Below are 15,277 nucleotides of genomic sequence, written 5' to 3'. Positions count from 1 at the left end.
TCCCCACCGTTTCGATCACGCCCTGAACCGCCCCTTCCGGAGGCCCTCATGACGATCAGCGACATGTCGCGGAACGCGGCCAACAACATCCCTGTTTCGCGGACACCGGCCGCAGTTTCGGACGCACTCGAGTTCGCTTCGGGGCCGCCCGGGTTCGTTTCGGAGACGCAGAAGCGGAACGCGGTCAAGCCCCGGCGGGACCGTTTCACGGCCGCCCTGCCCTACGTCGCGGCGATCTTCGGAACGCTGGTCGGCGGCATTGGCTTCGCTACGTCCTACAACACCCTCGCTGAAGTCGCTTTGAGCTGGGGCTTCGGCGAGGATCTGGCCCGCTGGTTCCCGATCGGCGTGGACGCCTCGATCCTCGCCTTCCTGGCGCTGGACCTGTACCTGATCCTGCGGGGAATCCCGTGGCCGGTGCTGCGTATGGCCGCGCATGGGATGACCGGCGCCACGATCTGGTTTAACGCCAGCGCCCAGGGCGACATCGGCGCCGACCCGGTCAAGAGCGCCAGCCACGGCGTCATGCCGATCCTGTTCGTGATCGGCGTGGAGGCGGCACGCCGCCTGTTCATCCAGAAAGCGCAGCTCGAAGCTGGTACGGCCACCGACAGGATCCCGCTGCACCGCTGGATCCTTGCCCCGGTGGCCACGCCCCGCTTCTACCGCCGGATGAGGTTGCACGGGGTGACTTCCTACCCGGAGATGATCCGCCGCCAGCAGGAGCTGACCGCTTACGAGCAGTGGCTCAAGCGCAAGCACGACGGCGATCTGTCCAAGGCGAGCGACGACGAGAAGCTGCCGATGAAGATGGCCGCCCATGGCTACACCGTCGCGCAGGCTCTCGCCATGCCTGAGCAGCAGGAACGCGAGGCGGAGAAGCGGGCGGAGGAAGCCGAGCGCCGGCGCCTGGACGCGGAGACGCGCCGGGAGGTCGCGCAGAAGAAGGCCGAAGCCGACCGGCTGGAGGCAGACGGTGAGCTGGAGGCCGTCCGCGCCCGGGTGGAAGGCAAGACCGCCCAGGCCCGCGCCCACGCCCGAGCCCAGGCCAGCGCCGCTGAGCGGGCCGCTGAGCTGGAGGAACAGGCCATGGAGACGGCCCTGGTCGCTGAGGCCCGGGCCCGGCAGGCCGAAGCCGAGCGCAAGGAGGCCCAGGAGCGCGAGGCGCGGGCCGCCGCGGACGTCAGTGCGGCAGAGCTGGAGCGTCAGGCAGCCGAGAAGCGGAAGCTCGCGGCGGAGGCTGACCGGGTTGCCGCGGCGGAGGACCGGGCAATCGAGACGGCCAAGATCGCGGAGGCTCGCAACCGTGCTGCCGAAGCGGACCGGGCTGCTGCCGAAACGGTGAGGGCCGCTGCCGAAACGCGTCGCCGTGCCGCCGAAGCCGACCGTCTGACGGCGGAGGAAGAGGAGCGCACGGCGACCGCTCGGGCCAACATGCAGGCCGCCCGTGAGCGTGAGGCCGAAACCGAGGTCCGTGCCGCCGAAACGCGGCTCGCCGCCGCCGAATTCGAGCGGCGCGCGGTCGAAATCGAGGACGCCGCGAAGCTCTCCCCGCGCGAGCGGTCGGTCCGCAAGGTCGCGCGCATGGCGCTCGCGGCCGGCGTGGTGACCGTCGGCCTGGAAGCCGATGGAATCCACCGCGAGCTGTGCCGGGTGATCTCGATCGCCGACATTCAGCGGGAATTCGACGTGTCGTCCACGGACACCGCCTCGAAGTACCGCCAGGAGGCCGTCGCGCTGCTCGCCGGCGGCTACCGCCCCTGATCCACCTGTCCGGCACACACCAGTGAGGGCCAGCCCATCGGAAGTGGGCTGGCCCTCACTGCGACTGCCGGAAGGCAGCCGACAGCCCCCCAAGTACACCAGCCAGATCCCCAGCACACCAGGAGGAGTACCACCGTGACCAGCAAAGACATCGCTAGCCGCGTGAGCACGGGCGTGCAGTCCCTCGCGCTGCCCGGGCAGCGCGAGGGCTGGCAGGACCAGCACCGAGGATCCCTGCTCAACGACGCGCAGACCTACGACGCGCTCGCCGACGCCGTTCAGGCCGACCTCAAGGCCCGTCGTCTGGACGGTGACCTGCCCTGGGGTATTTCGGCTGCGCACCGGGCCCGCAAGCGGGTCAAGCCGTTGCGGCAGGCCGCGAGGGCCATGCGGCAGGCCGCGAGGGCCATCAACGGCACGGTCGCCGCCTATGAGGAGACCCAGCCTGAGGTGGTGCTCAAGCGCCGGGAGGACAAGGCGTTGAAGAAGGCCCAGCGCAAGCAGCAGTTGGGGGTATCCGCCCACAACTCCGCGCAGCAGGCCCTGCAGCGGCTCGCGCCCGCCGACAGTGACGGCGGGCCGGCCGGGCAGCCGAAGCTGCTGGGTGACTTCTTCGGCCCGAACGGTCAGCAGCGGCGGGGTGCTTGATGACGCAGCCGTCTATGTCGCCGAAGAAGGCGGCGCACTGGAACTCCCGGTTCGAACAGGCCCGCGCGCACCCGTCGCGTGGGCCTGAGGAGTTCTTCCGGGTCTGGCTGGACCTGGTGAAGGTCTCCGCGATCCAGAAGGTGGGCCGTACCGGCGACCATAGGACGTTCAACGAGCTGTCGGCGGAGCTGGAACGCCTCTACCGGAATCACTGTCAGTAATCGTCATCGTCATCATCATCACCGCCGGAATACGGGTTGACGGGGGTTCCAACCACGCGTACGCGTACGCGTGCGAGGCGGCCCCCTCCGCTCACCGGCAGTCACCACGAGAGGAGGGCACGTGTCCGACGACGACACCCCGGACAACGTGCGCCGGCTGCCCCGGATCGGCTCCCCGCCGCCCCCGCCCGTCCCGCCCCGGCCGGACCTGGACGGCGCTGGCGGCGATGCCGAGCCGGGCGGCGGGCATGTTCGAATTTCCGCCTTCGACGCCCCCGACGTGCCCCGTGCGCCGCGTGCTTCCGGCGCGGTGCCGGCCACGCTGCGCAGCGAGCCGCTGAACGGGCAGACGCCATCGCCGGATGCGGGTCCGCCGCGGGCGGGGGCACTGTCCCTGGCCGCGATCCTCGCGATCGCGCTCGCCGCGTTCGAGGGCCTGCACTCCTGGATCCAGGAGTCCGGGCCGCGCCGGGCCGAGGCCGCCAGGCACCAGCGGGAGCTGGAGTTGCTGGCCGCGAAAGCCGGTGCGGACGCCCACCGGATGGGCGCGGAAGCCGACGCGCAGCGCGCCAGGTCGCAGCGCCGGATTCCCTCCAGCCACGAGTACGGCAGGGGTGCCCTGGGGCGGGGCTCTGGCGGGCAGGGACGTCTTGGTGGCGGCCATGTTCCGGGGGGCCCCCGAAGGGACGGCACAGGGCCTTATAGCGGTTCCGGGAGCGGTTCGGGACGGGGTGGCGGGCGCTCCGGGCCTGGCGGAACGTTTGGAGGCCGGAGCGGCAACGGCCAGAACAGCGGCTCCACATCGCGCGGCGGCTGGGGAAGTGGTGCCGGCAGCCGCGGCGGTTCGGGTGGCGGCAGCCGTGGGGGCCTGGGCGGCGGCAACACCCGGGCCGGTACGGGCGGCGCCGACGGCCGGAACAACGGCAGCACCGGTGGCGCCGGAGGGCCGGGCGGGCGGCGCTCGCCGCGTCAGGCAGTCTCCGACTGGCTGCACGGAAGGAAGCGCACCGGCAAGGGCATCGGCTCCGGGTCTGCGGATACGGCGGCCCGGATCCGTGACACCGTCAGGAAGCAGAAGACCGGGCCGACGTTCTGGGACCAGGTCGGTTCCCGGGCCAAGGACCGCTGGAAGAAACGCCAGGGCGACGACTCCGGTGGTTCGGCGACCGGCGGTAAGGGCGGCAAGAGCGGCAACGTCAACGGCAAGCCGGACACGAACGCCGGGGACTGGACGCCACCCGGTGACGGGGAGCGGATCAAGCTCAAGGACGCCGCCTACAGCGCTTTCCGTGCGCGGTGGGAGAAACGCCGCGAGGGCTGGAAGGCCCGCGGCGGCCCCCGCCGCACACCTCCGCCCCGCGAGCCGAAAGCCCCCGGCAGCTCCCGCCGCGCCGGATCCGGCCGGAAGCGGAAACCGAAGAACCCCTCCGGCTCCGCCGGCCCGGGGGCCGGGCCGCGGTCGTCAGCGTTCGACGCCGACGACGACTCCGGCGTGACCATCACCTACGAGCAGATGGACCCGCCCGGCGCGCACGCCAAGCGCTGGGAGCCCGACGCCATCACCACAGGGCGGCAGCAGCTGCCGCGCCAGGCCACGCCCGTGCTGCCGCGGGCCCCGCAGCGCCCCGGCGGGCAACGGCCCGGCACCACCCGCAGAAAGGACCCCATCCCTATGCCCGCGGCCTCCCCACGCCCCGGCGCCCCGGCACCCGTGACGGCGACGGTGCCGGCCTCCGGCGGCATGTCCGCCCGGCACGCCACCGACATCCGCCTGGACGACGTCCTCAAGGCCCTCACCGTGCTGACCACGGCCGGGATGGAGACCCACGACGAGTGCGCGGAGCTCGCACGGCATGCCCGGCGCCTGCTGGGCGAGCTGGAGACGATGGCGCACGACCTGGCCGAGAACCACAACGTCAACGGCGCCAAGACGATGCGGGCCGTGGCGGCGCTGATGGAAAGCGTCGGCACCCTGATCGTGCAGGCCGAGCGCATGGCGAAGGCCTGCCTGACGGCCGCGGAACTCTCCGAGGCCGAAGAGCAGGCGATGGCCCGCGACCACCGGCCCATGCAGGCCGCCTACATCGACGCCGGCGTCGCCGCGCCCAGTGCCCGCATCCACAACGAGAACTGACCACGCAGGAGGTCTTCATGGGGCACCCCGCGCCCGCTATCGGCGCAGACGGCGCCAACAACGGCTACATCGCGCTCGTCACCAAGTTCACCGCCCTGCAGAAGGCAGCGGCCGGGCTGATGGAAGAGGCCGAGCTGGTCGCGCAGCGCATGCGCCGCAACGCCGATGCGGCCGTTACGGTCGCCGACCTGTGCGCCAGCGCCGACGTCGACCCGACCCACGTCGCGGCCCTCGCCGACATCGGGGAGGCCTTCGGCCGGACCGTCGGCGGCTGCAAGCAGCTACTCGCCGCCGCCGACTTGATGCACCAGGCCGCCAGCCACCTCAAGACCCAGCACCAGGCCGAGTACGGCGGCATCCACGCCGCCGCCACGGCCTCCCGCGCCCGTCAGGCACGTCCCGGCTTCTACCAGCTGCCCTGACCACACCCCCTTTTTCCGGCCCGCCTGTCCGGGGCCGCACCTGCTGAAGGTGCGGCCCCGGACGCGTTCCCCACCCCTTTTGATGCAGGAAGGAACTGATCCGCTGTGATGCGCCAGATGCCCACGCGGGCGAAAGTCGAGATGGCCGCCTACGGGGCATCCGCCGCTGCTCTCGCCTACGTCCCCTCCATGAACGCCGTTCCCGCCCATCTCACCGCTCTCGCGATCAGCGGTGGCAGCACGTGGTGGCTCTACCGCAAGACGAAGACCCGCGACTTCCGCCGCACCCTGCGCTCCGCGCAGCGCATGCTCGGGCCGATCACGGGCGGCGCCGTCTACGCGGCCAACGCCATCGTCCCGGGTCGCCCCTGGTGGGAGCCGGTCCTGGCCGGCCTGTGGGGCGTGGGCATGTCCGCCGCGCTCCCCATCACCCGCTCGACCTGGACGCCGCCCGCCGACATCGCGGCCGCCTACCCGCACGGGTTCCGGGGCCTGGTCATGCGGCTGTGGGACGAATCCGAAGTGGCGCCCGGCACCTGGCTGGAGAGCATCGAGCAGACGATCTCCGCCCAGCATCCCGACTTCGAGTGCGACGTCGTCGCTCCGGCCGGCAAGCCGGTGCCGCGGCTGAGCGACACCGACATCGCCGCCGCGTTCGGTGTGCCCACCGGCAGTGTCCTGCTCACCGACAAGTCCGGCCACGGCCCGGGCCGCATGCGCCTGTCCGTCACGCCGACCCGCCGCCAGAGCGAGGACATTGAGGACATGTGGGCGCAGCGTGTCGCCCGGCCCGGCGGCGCCGCTCCCGGCAGCCGCATCACGGCCGTCAAGTCGTTCCCCGCACAGGGCGACCTCCCGGCCCGGGGCATGGTCCTCGCCGAGGTCGAACCGGGCGAGGTCATCCGCGTCAACCCCGCGCAGATGTGCTCCGCGTTCGGCGTCAAGCCCGAAGAACTGCGGCTCGTCGTCGAGGCCCGCGGCTCCGAGGCACTCGTGACCCTGTACGAGACGGCCCCGCTCAAGAGCGCCCGCCGCGCCACCCGTGAACTGCTCACGCTGGACGCCTACGGCCGCTACACCATCGGCACCGCCCACGACGGCAGCGACGCCAAGGTCCACATGCAGTCCGCGGCCGGCACCCTGCATGGCTTCCTGGTCGGGGTCACCGGCTCCGGCAAGACCGTGGCGCTGGCGCTGATGTGCGCGGCGTGGGCGCTGGCCGGCCTGACGAACTGGGTGACCTCCGCACGGCCCGACGCGCAGATGTCCGCGGTCGGCCGTCACATCGACCGCCAGGGCGCCGGCCCGGTCTTCACCTGGTGGATGCTCAAGGCCGCGATCGCCCTGATGGACATCCGCGGCCAGATCAACGCCGAAGCCGGGCACGACTTCTCCGCCCATTCCCCCTACCCCGGCCTGGTCCTGGTCCTCGACGAGTTCAACTCACTGGTCGGGGACGACCTGCTCGGCGACGACATCGCAGAGATGACGGACGTCCTGGCCCGCGAGGGCCGCAAGTTCGGCATCGGCATCGTGTTCGCCGGACAGTCCCTGAACCTGGCCAAGCTCGGCGGCCAGTCATCGCTGCGCGACCAGGTGCAAGGCGGCATCGGCGTGGTGCTGCGCATCGCCAGCGCCTCCGGCGGCATCGCCGCCCGACAGGCCACCGGAGGCCTCGCCGGCGATATCGACCTGGCGGAGATCCCCGACCGGTTCAACGCGGCCACCTCGCTGCTGGACCGCATGAACGGCACCATCACCGACGCCCCCGGCGAGACGACCCAGGGCGTCGGCCACACGGTGACCGGCTCCGAAGCGACCATGATGCGCACCCTGTATGTGCATTTGCCCAAGGACGGCTCCCCTGATGGGCTGGGCGCGATCTTCCCGGAGGGCGGGACCATCAACACCCTCACTGACCGGGAGATCGAGGCCCTGACCACGCTGGGTCTGAGGCACGACTGGACCATGCCGCCCCCCACCGGCAAGGAGGACGACGACAGCATGGCCGGCGGCTACGGCGGCATGGAGGCGGGCATCGGCTCCTTCACGCCGCCCCCGGTGGCCAAGGTGAAGAAGACCACCGTCAAGGAGCAGATCCTCGACGTCGTCGAGGGGCAGATGACCGCCAAGGAGATCCGAGGCCTGGTCGACGCCGCTGCCGGCACCGTCCGCAACGCCCTGAGCGACCTCGTCGCCGACGGCCGCCTGCTCCAGGTCGACCACGGCGTCTACGCCTCGGCCTCCCCCACAGCCGCCGCCAGCGCCGTGCCCGATGACGGCGACGGTCGGCAGCTGCCGGAGGGGGTCGACCCGGAGCTGCTGGTGATGGCCGCCGACCTCGTGGTCACCACCCGCTTCGCCTCGCAGTCCATGCTCCAGCGCAAGCTGCGGGTCGGCTTCGCGCTCGCCGCCACTCTCCTTGACGCGCTTGAGGCCCGCGGCCTGGTCGGCGCAGCCGACGGCAGCAAGGCCCGCGAGGTCCTGGTGCCGGTCGGTGCCGAAGACGACGTCCTGCGTGAGCTGCGCGCCGACCTCACCGTCAGCGCCGACAGCTAACCCCGCCTCAACGTGCGGCGCCCGCCGGCCAACAGCCGCGGGCACCGCACGCGATCACACGCCTCGCCTATCCGGGCGGGGTTTCTCACTCCATCGGAAGGTTCCCATGAGCGTCTCCATCCCGCTCGCCGTGCTCATGCTCATCGTGGTCATCGCCCTGATGCGCAGCGGCTACGTCCGGTTCGGATCAGCCCTCGCCTGCGCCCTGTTCGGGTTCTTCCTGGCGTCCACGAACATCGCGCCGGCCATCAGCGCCGCCGTCCGCTCCGCCGCCGGCGCCCTCACCGCGATCCCCTTCTGACCCGTCCCGCCGGCCAACCTCTCCTGGAGACCGTCGTGTCCACCACTCCCGCCCCGGCCCGGCACCAGTCTGCTCCCGCCGCCGACCAGCCGGCGGCGCGAGCAGACACGACGCTCAGCCTGGACGCCCGGCTCGCCGCCATCGACGCGGCCATGGCGGTCCAGTTGGACGTCGCGGCCGTCGCATACGAGGTACGCACCGCCCACATCCACACCGACCCCGTCGACCTCGCCGACATCGTCACGGTCCCCGTCGACACCGAACCCGCCCCGCTGGCGGACCTGTACCCGACGCCCGTGGCCGCGCTCCTGCAGCGCGCCCACCACCGCCTGATCAGCGGCGGCTGGTGCAAGGACGCCTTGGTCGACGAGGACGGTGCCCGCTGCATGCTCGGAGCCATCCGAGCCGAAGCGGGAGGCAACCGCGGCCTGGAGACCGACGCCGTGGCTGCGCTCCTGGACGCGATCCGCCGCGAGTTCGGCGCCGACGTCGACTCCGTCCCCGGCTTCAACGACGCCTGGGCAAACGGCCGCGTCCCCATCCGCATGGTCGACCGCGCCGCCCGCCTCGCCGACGCCCGCAGCCTGTAGCCGACAGCCGACAGCCGACAGCCGACAGCGTCAGTCCAGCTCCACGATCAGATACCCGGCGTCATCCACGTACGCCGGATACACCACGCCGCCCACGATCGCCCGGTCCACAACCACCGGCACCTCGGTGAGGACCCGCCCCGCGTCGTCGTACGTCGTGCGCCACGTGAAGCCGTCGATGTCCATGACGGAATCGACACGCACCGAATCGCTGCTGAACCACCCCATCGCAGCCCTCTCCCCTCTCTCCAGGCCCCGTCGCTCACAGCTTGGCCCACTCGCACGCCCCGCGAACACCGCATCGACACCAAGGAGTTGCCCCGTGCAGTCCAACGACAACGCCGGCCAGGAGCACGCCCACCTCCCGGTGCCCTTCCCGAAGGCGCCGCCCAAGGAGCCGCGGTTCCCCCGGCTGCGCACCTGGTGGAAGGAAGCCTGGGAGGAGGACGGCGTCCTGCACGAGATGTGGCAGGACATCCTCAGCGCCCCCGAGGACGGCTTCCGGGACATGGCGCCCTGGCTCCGCGCCGTACTGATGGTGGCCGGAGTCTCCTTCGTCGCACTGATGGCCAAGGCCGCCGGCGAAGCCGTCCTCCAGACGCTGCACCAGCTCCTCACCGCCGTCCCCAAGGTGCAGGTCGGCGTCGACACCTCCACCGAGGTGTTCGCCGTCGTCGACCAGCCGGTGCGCACGTACATCGCGCAACACACGGCCGGCCTCCCGGTCGCAGGCTCCACCGTCTACACGCTGTGGCTGCTCACCGGCATCGTCGGCCTGGTCCTCGGCTACCTCTCCCGCAACAACGGGGTGCGCGCAATGTGGACCGGACACGGCGCGGCCACGGTCTGGATGGTCTGGACAGTCACCCCGAACACCAGCCGCCCCGTCGCTGCCGGGCTCGCCGTCCTCGCCTGGACGTTCCTGTCGGCGTTCGCGATGCGCGGCCTGACCCTGCGCCGCCGGGTCGTCGCCGGGCGTCCGGCGAAGGTCACCGTCCGGCCCGAGATCCACGTCCCGGTGCAGCCCCCGGCCCCGCCCACCGAACAGCACCGGCACACCGGCTGCCCGTTCCGTGACTGACCGGACGCTCCGCCTGGTCCTCGCCCACCCCGCATCCGGCGCGGTGGGCGAGGACCTCGGTCCCGCCAACATCCACCCGCTCCAGCGCTGACCCACGCTCCGTCCCCATCCAGCACCACTACCGAGCACCGAAGGGGAATCCGATGAAGCCGCAGCTGCAGGAGACCGAGTGCTGGGTCGGCACCTTCCACGGGAGCCACGACGGCACCCAGGCCAAGGTCACCGCGACCCGCGACGACACGCGCCCCGAGCCGTACGACTGGACGTGTACGTGCGGCGCGTCCCGCTCCTTCCCTACCGAGTACGACGTGTTCCCCACCGCCTGGCGGCACACCCACCCAACCCGCTTCGACCGGTTGCGGTCGTGGGTCGCCCGCCGCCTCCGCATCGCCCGCTGACCTGACGCTCTGCCTGGCCCTCGCCCGCCCTGCTCTGGGGTCGGCGAGGGCCAGGCAGGCCGCCCGGCCGCACGCACCACTCCAACCGCGAGCGAGAAGGAGACCCCGTCTTGGCGAAAGCCCCGACCGTCATAGACACCTCAGGCGTCTAACTCGTCAAGCCGGGGCGGTCGTTGTTCGAGAGTGCGGCGATAGCATCCTGGACATGCCCGATGTGTGGATCGGCTTCAGCTCTGCTGATCGGCAGAGGTACTGGTGGCGGACCGGCATCATGATGCTGGCGCTCGCAGGTGTGACGGTGGCGGCGGGCCTGACCACGCCTGCACCTGACCGTTGGTGGTTGATCGGTGGCTTCGGGGTCTTCTTCGTGGCCATGGTCTTCAGCATGATCAACTCGATCTATGGTCGGGTGCTTCTGACCGCGACGGGGGTGGAGTTCCGCACCTTTGTCAGCAAGCGCTCGATCCGCTGGAGTGAGGTCGCCGGTATCGAGAAGCGGCAGCGAGTGTCGCGAAGCGGAACCTGGTGGGACCTGCGGGTCGTCAGGGTTCGTGGGCGTTCCCTCACGATTCCGGGGACCTTCACCAACCGGAGGACGGATGCGGAGCTTGAGCGGAAGCAGGCCGTCATCCAGGAGCACTGGTTCCGCGCAGTCGGCGGCTGAGGGATCTCATGCCGCGAGAGCCTCGGCTGCCGCAGGGAAGGCGACGCCCTCGTCGTAGCACTGTCCGCGCTGGAGGCAGTGGTAGAGCTGCCCGATCATGCGGTTGAAGAGGTTGCGCTGGGCTGAGGCGTGCCAGTCGCCCTGGTCACGGCGACGCCGGTAGTGGGACTTGGCGCCGGGTGAGGCAGTGATGGCGGAGAAGGCCCAGAGGTAGCCGGCGTGGTTGAGGCGGTCGTTCTTCACCCACCGGCGGGTGATGCTCGACTTCTTGCCGGAGGCCCGGGTGATGGGTGAGGCGCCGGCGTATGCCTTCAGGCCGCGGGCGTCGGCGAACCGGTTGCGGTCGTCTCCGATCTCGGCGAGCACCCGGGCACCGAGCTGGATGCCGAGTCCGGGGAAGCTGAGGATGATCTCAGCGTCCGGGTGCTGAGGGAAAGCTTCCTCCACCGCCTCGGCCAGATCGTCGGCGGCGGTGCAGGCGGCCTCCAGCTGGACCAGGAGCGCGAGCATCTGCTTGCCGAGCGCGTCCTCCACCAGCGATGGCTGGTGCGCCCAGTCGGCGCGGAAGATCTCCCGGAGCCGTTCGGCCTCGGCTTCGATGCCACGTTGGCGACCGGCGCGCTTGAGTGCGGCCTGCAACTGCGTGCGTGTCAGCCGCGAGGCCCGCGTCGGTGTCGGAGCCGCCTTGAGGAGTTCGTGCGCCTCCCGGCGGCACAGACCGTTCTTCCAGGACTCGAAGGCGGCCAGCGCGGACGGGTAGTACTCCCGCAGCAGCGACCGGAGCTGGTTGGAGATCTGCTGCCGGTTCCACGTCGCGTCCTGCTGAGCCCTGGCAAGGACGGCGACCGCGCGGGCCAGGTCGCTGTCCTGAGGCAGCGGCCGGTGGGCATGCATGTCGGTGCGCAGGATATTGGCCAGGACCAGAGCGTCTCCGGGGTCGGACTTCTTGCGGGACACGGAGTGCCGGTCTCGGTAGCGGGCGGCGGCCATCGGGTTGATTGCGAACACCGGCCTCTTGCCCGTCCGCAGCACGGCGACGACCAGGCCGCGGGCGGTCTCGATCGCGACTGGGATCGGGTTCTCCTCGGTGTCGCCGTATTCGGCGAGCAGGTCCAGCAGGATCTTGTAGCCGGCCGCGTCGTCGGTGATGTGCCGCTTGGCCAGTAACTGACCGCTGTCGTCGACCAGGGCGACGTCGTGCGTGCGTTCGGCCCAGTCGATACCGCAGTAGATCAAGTCATTCCCCTCCATCGTGCTGTCCCCGCTGGTCACGAGCTCATGCGGGCCACGCAGCGACCTAATCCCAGGACTCGGCCCTGCGGCCGGTCCGCCACCTCAGTAGCCGTTCGTGGCACCAGCTCGTCCCACGGGCCTCGGTCTCTGCAGGAGCTCGTATGGCTCGGGCTTCACAAGAGGTCACCGTGGAGCGGGCTCGCACCACCAACACCAACGAATGATCTTCAGGCGGGTGCTGCCACCCGGCGGCGCCGGACGGCGCCGAACTCTCGGGAGGCATCGCGTGCCGGAAGGTCCCCCCAGGCTGGGTAGGTAGAGACGTCCGTTCGGCACCCGCGCAGTTCCCACGCCACCCAGAGGATCCAGTGGTGGCAACTGCGGAGACGCCGGATGCTGCCTCTCTATGACTAGGCGTACGTCGGGCCGGCGTGCTCAAAGGCATACGTCCGGCGCCCGCGCAGCTGCCACCACCATGAGTACGAGGACCGCGCGCCCGCTCTATGCGGAGGTCTCAGCAGACCCGGTTCGCCGTAGGCATCGCAGCCCTCTACTCGAACATCCCCAGAAGCTTCCGCTCCATCGGGACGCCCTTGACTACGGATTAGGAATGCTCACCGAGCCCCCGGCACCGACCTGGTGGAAAGCCAACCGCCACAAGGTCTTCGGCGTCACCGGGCTGCTGATCGGCTACCTGGTCGGCACCCACCTGCACGGCGCCCCCCCCAGCAGCCGGACCACCCCCTGCCGGGCCACACCACGCCCGCACCGACCGCGCCCGGTGAGCACCGCACGGCCCACGGCCTCGCCGCATAACCAAGCCGCACCACCCGCCGCGCCCCGCCGACACCAGCACAACGTCGGCGGGGCGCAGCGCTGTCCACCGACGACCGGAGGAGATCGCCCGTGCTCATCCCCCGCCCGCGCCGCCGGATCGGCCGGCCCCGCCCACAGCGGCCCGGCCCCCGCTACCCGCACCGCCCCGACCGCCTGACCGGCGTCTGGAGCAAGTGATGCCGCGCCCAAGGAAGAAGCGCCGCCGTGAGGTGAACCGGGTGCCGCGCAGCGACGCACTCCTGCCCGAGTTTGACCGCAGCGCTGTCCCCGAAGGCTTGGTCACCAGACGCCAGTTACGGGACATGGGCCTCAGCCCCGGTGACAACAAGGAGCCGGTAGCGATCCTGCGCTGCAAGCTGTGCGCCACCCGGCCGCAGTGGTCGTGCACCCACCCCACCCGAGGCTTCCTGCTCCGCGTCGGCCTGGCGAAGCCCAAGCGCGTTCCGACGCTCGCTCAGGAACGAGCCTTGGACCAGGCGATGTCAGCCCGGCAGACCTGTGGCGAATGCGGGAGGCGGTTTTATATCTGCCTCTCGAAGAAGCTCGGGTGCTGCCTGGAGTGCTTCGACGGCACTCCCGTGGACCCCAACAGCTACATGGCTCCCCCGGCCTCCAGCACGCACCGGCTGGCCGCGTGAGCCGAACCCCGTCCCAGCGACATGGGCCGGGACGGGGTCCGCATATCCGGGCGGCCGCAGCACCGGCAAAGGGCCGGCCGCCCACTCCTTCACCCCTTCGAGATCAGGAGACATCCAGCATGCCCCGTCTGCCCCTGACCACCGAACGCCTGGCCCTCTTCGGCACCCTGCTGGCGACCTTCGGCGAGCTGCATCCTTTGTGTGACCACTGGGTGCAGGGGTCGAAGACGGCTATGCGCAAGCGGCTGTACGGCGAGGACCTGGTCCACGCCGACGGCACGCCCGCCGACCGGGCCTCCACTCGCCCGACCATGACTACCAGCGCGCTCGGCAGGCGTGCGGTGGCCTGCCACGTCGCGTCCTACACCGCCGTGCAGCTCGGGGCGACCATCGCGGTCACCCGGACTTTCGGCTACCGCGTCACCCCCACCGCGCTGCTCGCCGGCGCGGCCGTCAACGCCTCCACGCACGCCGCGATCGACCGAGGCGCCGCTCTGCTGTGGCTGGCGAAAAAGACCGGCAAGACCGGCTACATCGAGCACTGCAAGGCCGCCCGCGTCGACGACGACGGCAAGGCCACCTCGGAACTCACCGGGCCGGGCAGCGCGTGGATGGAGCTGGACGTTCTCTGCACCAACTACAGGGATGCTGAGCCGGTTCTATGTGGTGGACGTGGTCGTAGGTGCGTGGACTTCCAGGACGACTGCCGTGCCAGCGACGGTCTGGTCTTCGTGCATGGCGATCGTTTGGCCAGGCAGGAGGTGCCGCCACTGCGAGGGGTCGAGAGGCGCAAGTCGCACCGAGGACCGCTCGCCAGGCCCCAGGAAGGGGGTGAACTCGACCCAGAGGGCTGCGATGTTGAGGGTTGGCTCCCCGGTCGCGGTGCGGTTCCCGATGTTCCACATCGGCCGGAGAACGCCGGCGCCGGAAAAGGGAGTCTGCCGTCGGCTCTCGCTGGCCGACCGGAGGGAGAGATCAGCTCGGATGATCCCGTTGCGGACTTCATAGCAGCGCCAGTGACACCAGGCTGCGCTGCTCTGCAACTGCATCTGCTCAGCGGCCGTGGCGAGAGTCACCCAGAAGCTGAGCGGAAGCGGCTGGACGTCGCCAAGTTCCTCCAGCAGTCCGAGAGCCACCTCCCACTCATCGTGCGTGAGGTAGTCCCAGACATCGTTGATCGTGATGTCGTTCTCGGTCGCGATCTCTTCGGGGACCAGCAGGGAAGCGGCTTCCAGCAGCTTAGTGGTCCGGTCCGGAAGTCCTTCGGGGGTTGATCATGTGGCTGGCCCGGCGGAGGATTCTTCCTGGTGATCGGTGGTGTGCCGGTCGATCCTGGCCAGCAGATCGTCCAGGTCGGAAGTGGTGAACTTCCACTGGAACGGCTGTGCCGTGGCGTTGTAGCGGTCTTCGAAGGCTCGGAGTCGGTTCCCGACCTCGGTCAGGTCGGTGAAGTCGTTGGGCGAGACGACCTTGCGCTGGACGACGGAGAAGTAGATCTCCACCTGGTTCAACCACGAAGCGTGGACCGGGGTGTGGACCATGACCGCGTTGGGGAAGGCTGCGGTCAGCCGGTCGGCGGCCTTCTTACCGCGGTGGGAGGAGCCGTTGTCCACGATCCAGAACACGCGCTTCGCGCTGGCGTACGGCTCCTGGGCCATGACCTGGGCGACCAGGTTCATGAACGGGTCGATGCCGGTCCTGGGCTCGGTGCGGCCGAACACTTTCGCGGCGTGGACGTCGTAGGCGGCGAGGTAGGCCACCGCTCCGCCGCGGCCGTAGGTGTGGTT

The 15,277-nt window shown here is 70.6% G+C and carries 16 protein-coding genes; 13 read left to right on the top strand and 3 right to left on the bottom strand.

Annotation, left to right across the window (positions count from 1 at the left end):
* Positions 1–48 precede the first annotated feature (48 nt).
* The 8 genes from ACFYX0_RS34330 (at position 49) to ACFYX0_RS34295 (ending at position 8,639) form a co-directional block, all read left to right on the top strand.
* Positions 49–1,764, top strand: coding sequence for a DUF2637 domain-containing protein (locus ACFYX0_RS34330; RefSeq protein ID WP_388976349.1), 1,716 nt, complete (start codon positions 49–51; stop codon positions 1,762–1,764).
* A gap of 135 nt (positions 1,765–1,899) precedes the next feature.
* On the top strand, positions 1,900–2,412 hold the full coding sequence (locus tag ACFYX0_RS34325) for a hypothetical protein (RefSeq protein ID WP_388976347.1): 513 nt from the start codon (positions 1,900–1,902) through the stop codon (positions 2,410–2,412).
* Complete coding sequence (locus tag ACFYX0_RS34320) at positions 2,412–2,633, top strand: hypothetical protein (RefSeq protein ID WP_388976344.1); 222 nt, start codon at positions 2,412–2,414, stop codon at positions 2,631–2,633. Before ACFYX0_RS34325 ends, ACFYX0_RS34320 begins: the two co-directional genes overlap by 1 nt.
* A gap of 121 nt (positions 2,634–2,754) precedes the next feature.
* Positions 2,755–4,767, top strand: a complete 2,013-nt coding sequence (locus ACFYX0_RS34315) for a hypothetical protein (RefSeq protein WP_388976341.1) — start codon at positions 2,755–2,757, stop codon at positions 4,765–4,767.
* 17 nt (positions 4,768–4,784) lie between these two features.
* Positions 4,785–5,189, top strand: a complete 405-nt coding sequence (locus ACFYX0_RS34310) for a hypothetical protein (protein WP_388976338.1) — start codon at positions 4,785–4,787, stop codon at positions 5,187–5,189.
* Positions 5,190–5,297: 108 nt separating this feature from the next.
* The gene (locus ACFYX0_RS34305) at positions 5,298–7,748 is read left to right on the top strand and encodes a DNA translocase FtsK (protein ID WP_388976336.1); all 2,451 of its coding nucleotides are present in this window, start codon (positions 5,298–5,300) and stop codon (positions 7,746–7,748) included.
* Positions 7,749–7,854: 106 nt separating this feature from the next.
* Positions 7,855–8,049: a hypothetical protein gene (locus ACFYX0_RS34300; RefSeq protein ID WP_388976333.1), complete on the top strand. Its 195-nt coding sequence runs from the start codon at positions 7,855–7,857 to the stop codon at positions 8,047–8,049.
* Between the two features lie 35 nt (positions 8,050–8,084).
* A complete protein-coding gene (locus ACFYX0_RS34295; RefSeq protein WP_388976332.1) occupies positions 8,085–8,639 on the top strand; it encodes a hypothetical protein in 555 nt (184 codons plus the stop codon).
* A gap of 30 nt (positions 8,640–8,669) precedes the next feature.
* On the opposite strand, the gene ACFYX0_RS34290 is transcribed toward ACFYX0_RS34295, so the two are convergent.
* The gene (locus ACFYX0_RS34290) at positions 8,670–8,843 is read right to left on the bottom strand and encodes a hypothetical protein (RefSeq protein ID WP_388976330.1); all 174 of its coding nucleotides are present in this window, start codon (positions 8,841–8,843) and stop codon (positions 8,670–8,672) included.
* Between the two features lie 118 nt (positions 8,844–8,961).
* On the opposite strand from ACFYX0_RS34290, the gene ACFYX0_RS34285 reads away from it, so the two are divergent.
* From ACFYX0_RS34285 to ACFYX0_RS34275, 3 genes are all read left to right on the top strand, one after another.
* Positions 8,962–9,720, top strand: coding sequence for a hypothetical protein (locus ACFYX0_RS34285; RefSeq protein ID WP_388976326.1), 759 nt, complete (start codon positions 8,962–8,964; stop codon positions 9,718–9,720).
* A gap of 143 nt (positions 9,721–9,863) precedes the next feature.
* Complete coding sequence (locus ACFYX0_RS34280) at positions 9,864–10,118, top strand: hypothetical protein (protein WP_388976324.1); 255 nt, start codon at positions 9,864–9,866, stop codon at positions 10,116–10,118.
* Positions 10,119–10,323: 205 nt separating this feature from the next.
* Complete coding sequence (locus tag ACFYX0_RS34275) at positions 10,324–10,782, top strand: hypothetical protein (protein ID WP_388976321.1); 459 nt, start codon at positions 10,324–10,326, stop codon at positions 10,780–10,782.
* A gap of 6 nt (positions 10,783–10,788) precedes the next feature.
* On the opposite strand, the gene ACFYX0_RS34270 is transcribed toward ACFYX0_RS34275, so the two are convergent.
* Positions 10,789–12,033 (bottom strand): IS110 family transposase, encoded by a 1,245-nt coding sequence (locus ACFYX0_RS34270; RefSeq protein WP_388976318.1) that lies wholly within the window; start codon positions 12,031–12,033, stop codon positions 10,789–10,791.
* A 995-nt stretch (positions 12,034–13,028) separates the two neighbouring features.
* On the opposite strand from ACFYX0_RS34270, the gene ACFYX0_RS34265 reads away from it, so the two are divergent.
* The gene (locus ACFYX0_RS34265) at positions 13,029–13,490 is read left to right on the top strand and encodes an RRQRL motif-containing zinc-binding protein (protein ID WP_388976315.1); all 462 of its coding nucleotides are present in this window, start codon (positions 13,029–13,031) and stop codon (positions 13,488–13,490) included.
* 119 nt (positions 13,491–13,609) lie between these two features.
* A complete protein-coding gene (locus ACFYX0_RS34260) occupies positions 13,610–14,764 on the top strand; it encodes a hypothetical protein (RefSeq protein ID WP_388976312.1) in 1,155 nt (384 codons plus the stop codon).
* Here the strand turns inward: ACFYX0_RS34260 and ACFYX0_RS34255 are convergent.
* On the bottom strand, positions 14,765–15,277 hold a 513-nt coding region (locus ACFYX0_RS34255; RefSeq protein ID WP_388976309.1), incomplete at its 5' end, for a transposase.

Source organism: Streptomyces sp. NPDC002573, assembly GCF_042889625.1.
Classification (GTDB): Bacteria; Actinomycetota; Actinomycetes; order Streptomycetales; family Streptomycetaceae; genus Streptomyces; species Streptomyces gibsoniae.
The sequence above is the reverse complement of the archived record's forward strand: the minus strand, read 5'-3'. Positions and strand labels throughout refer to the sequence as shown.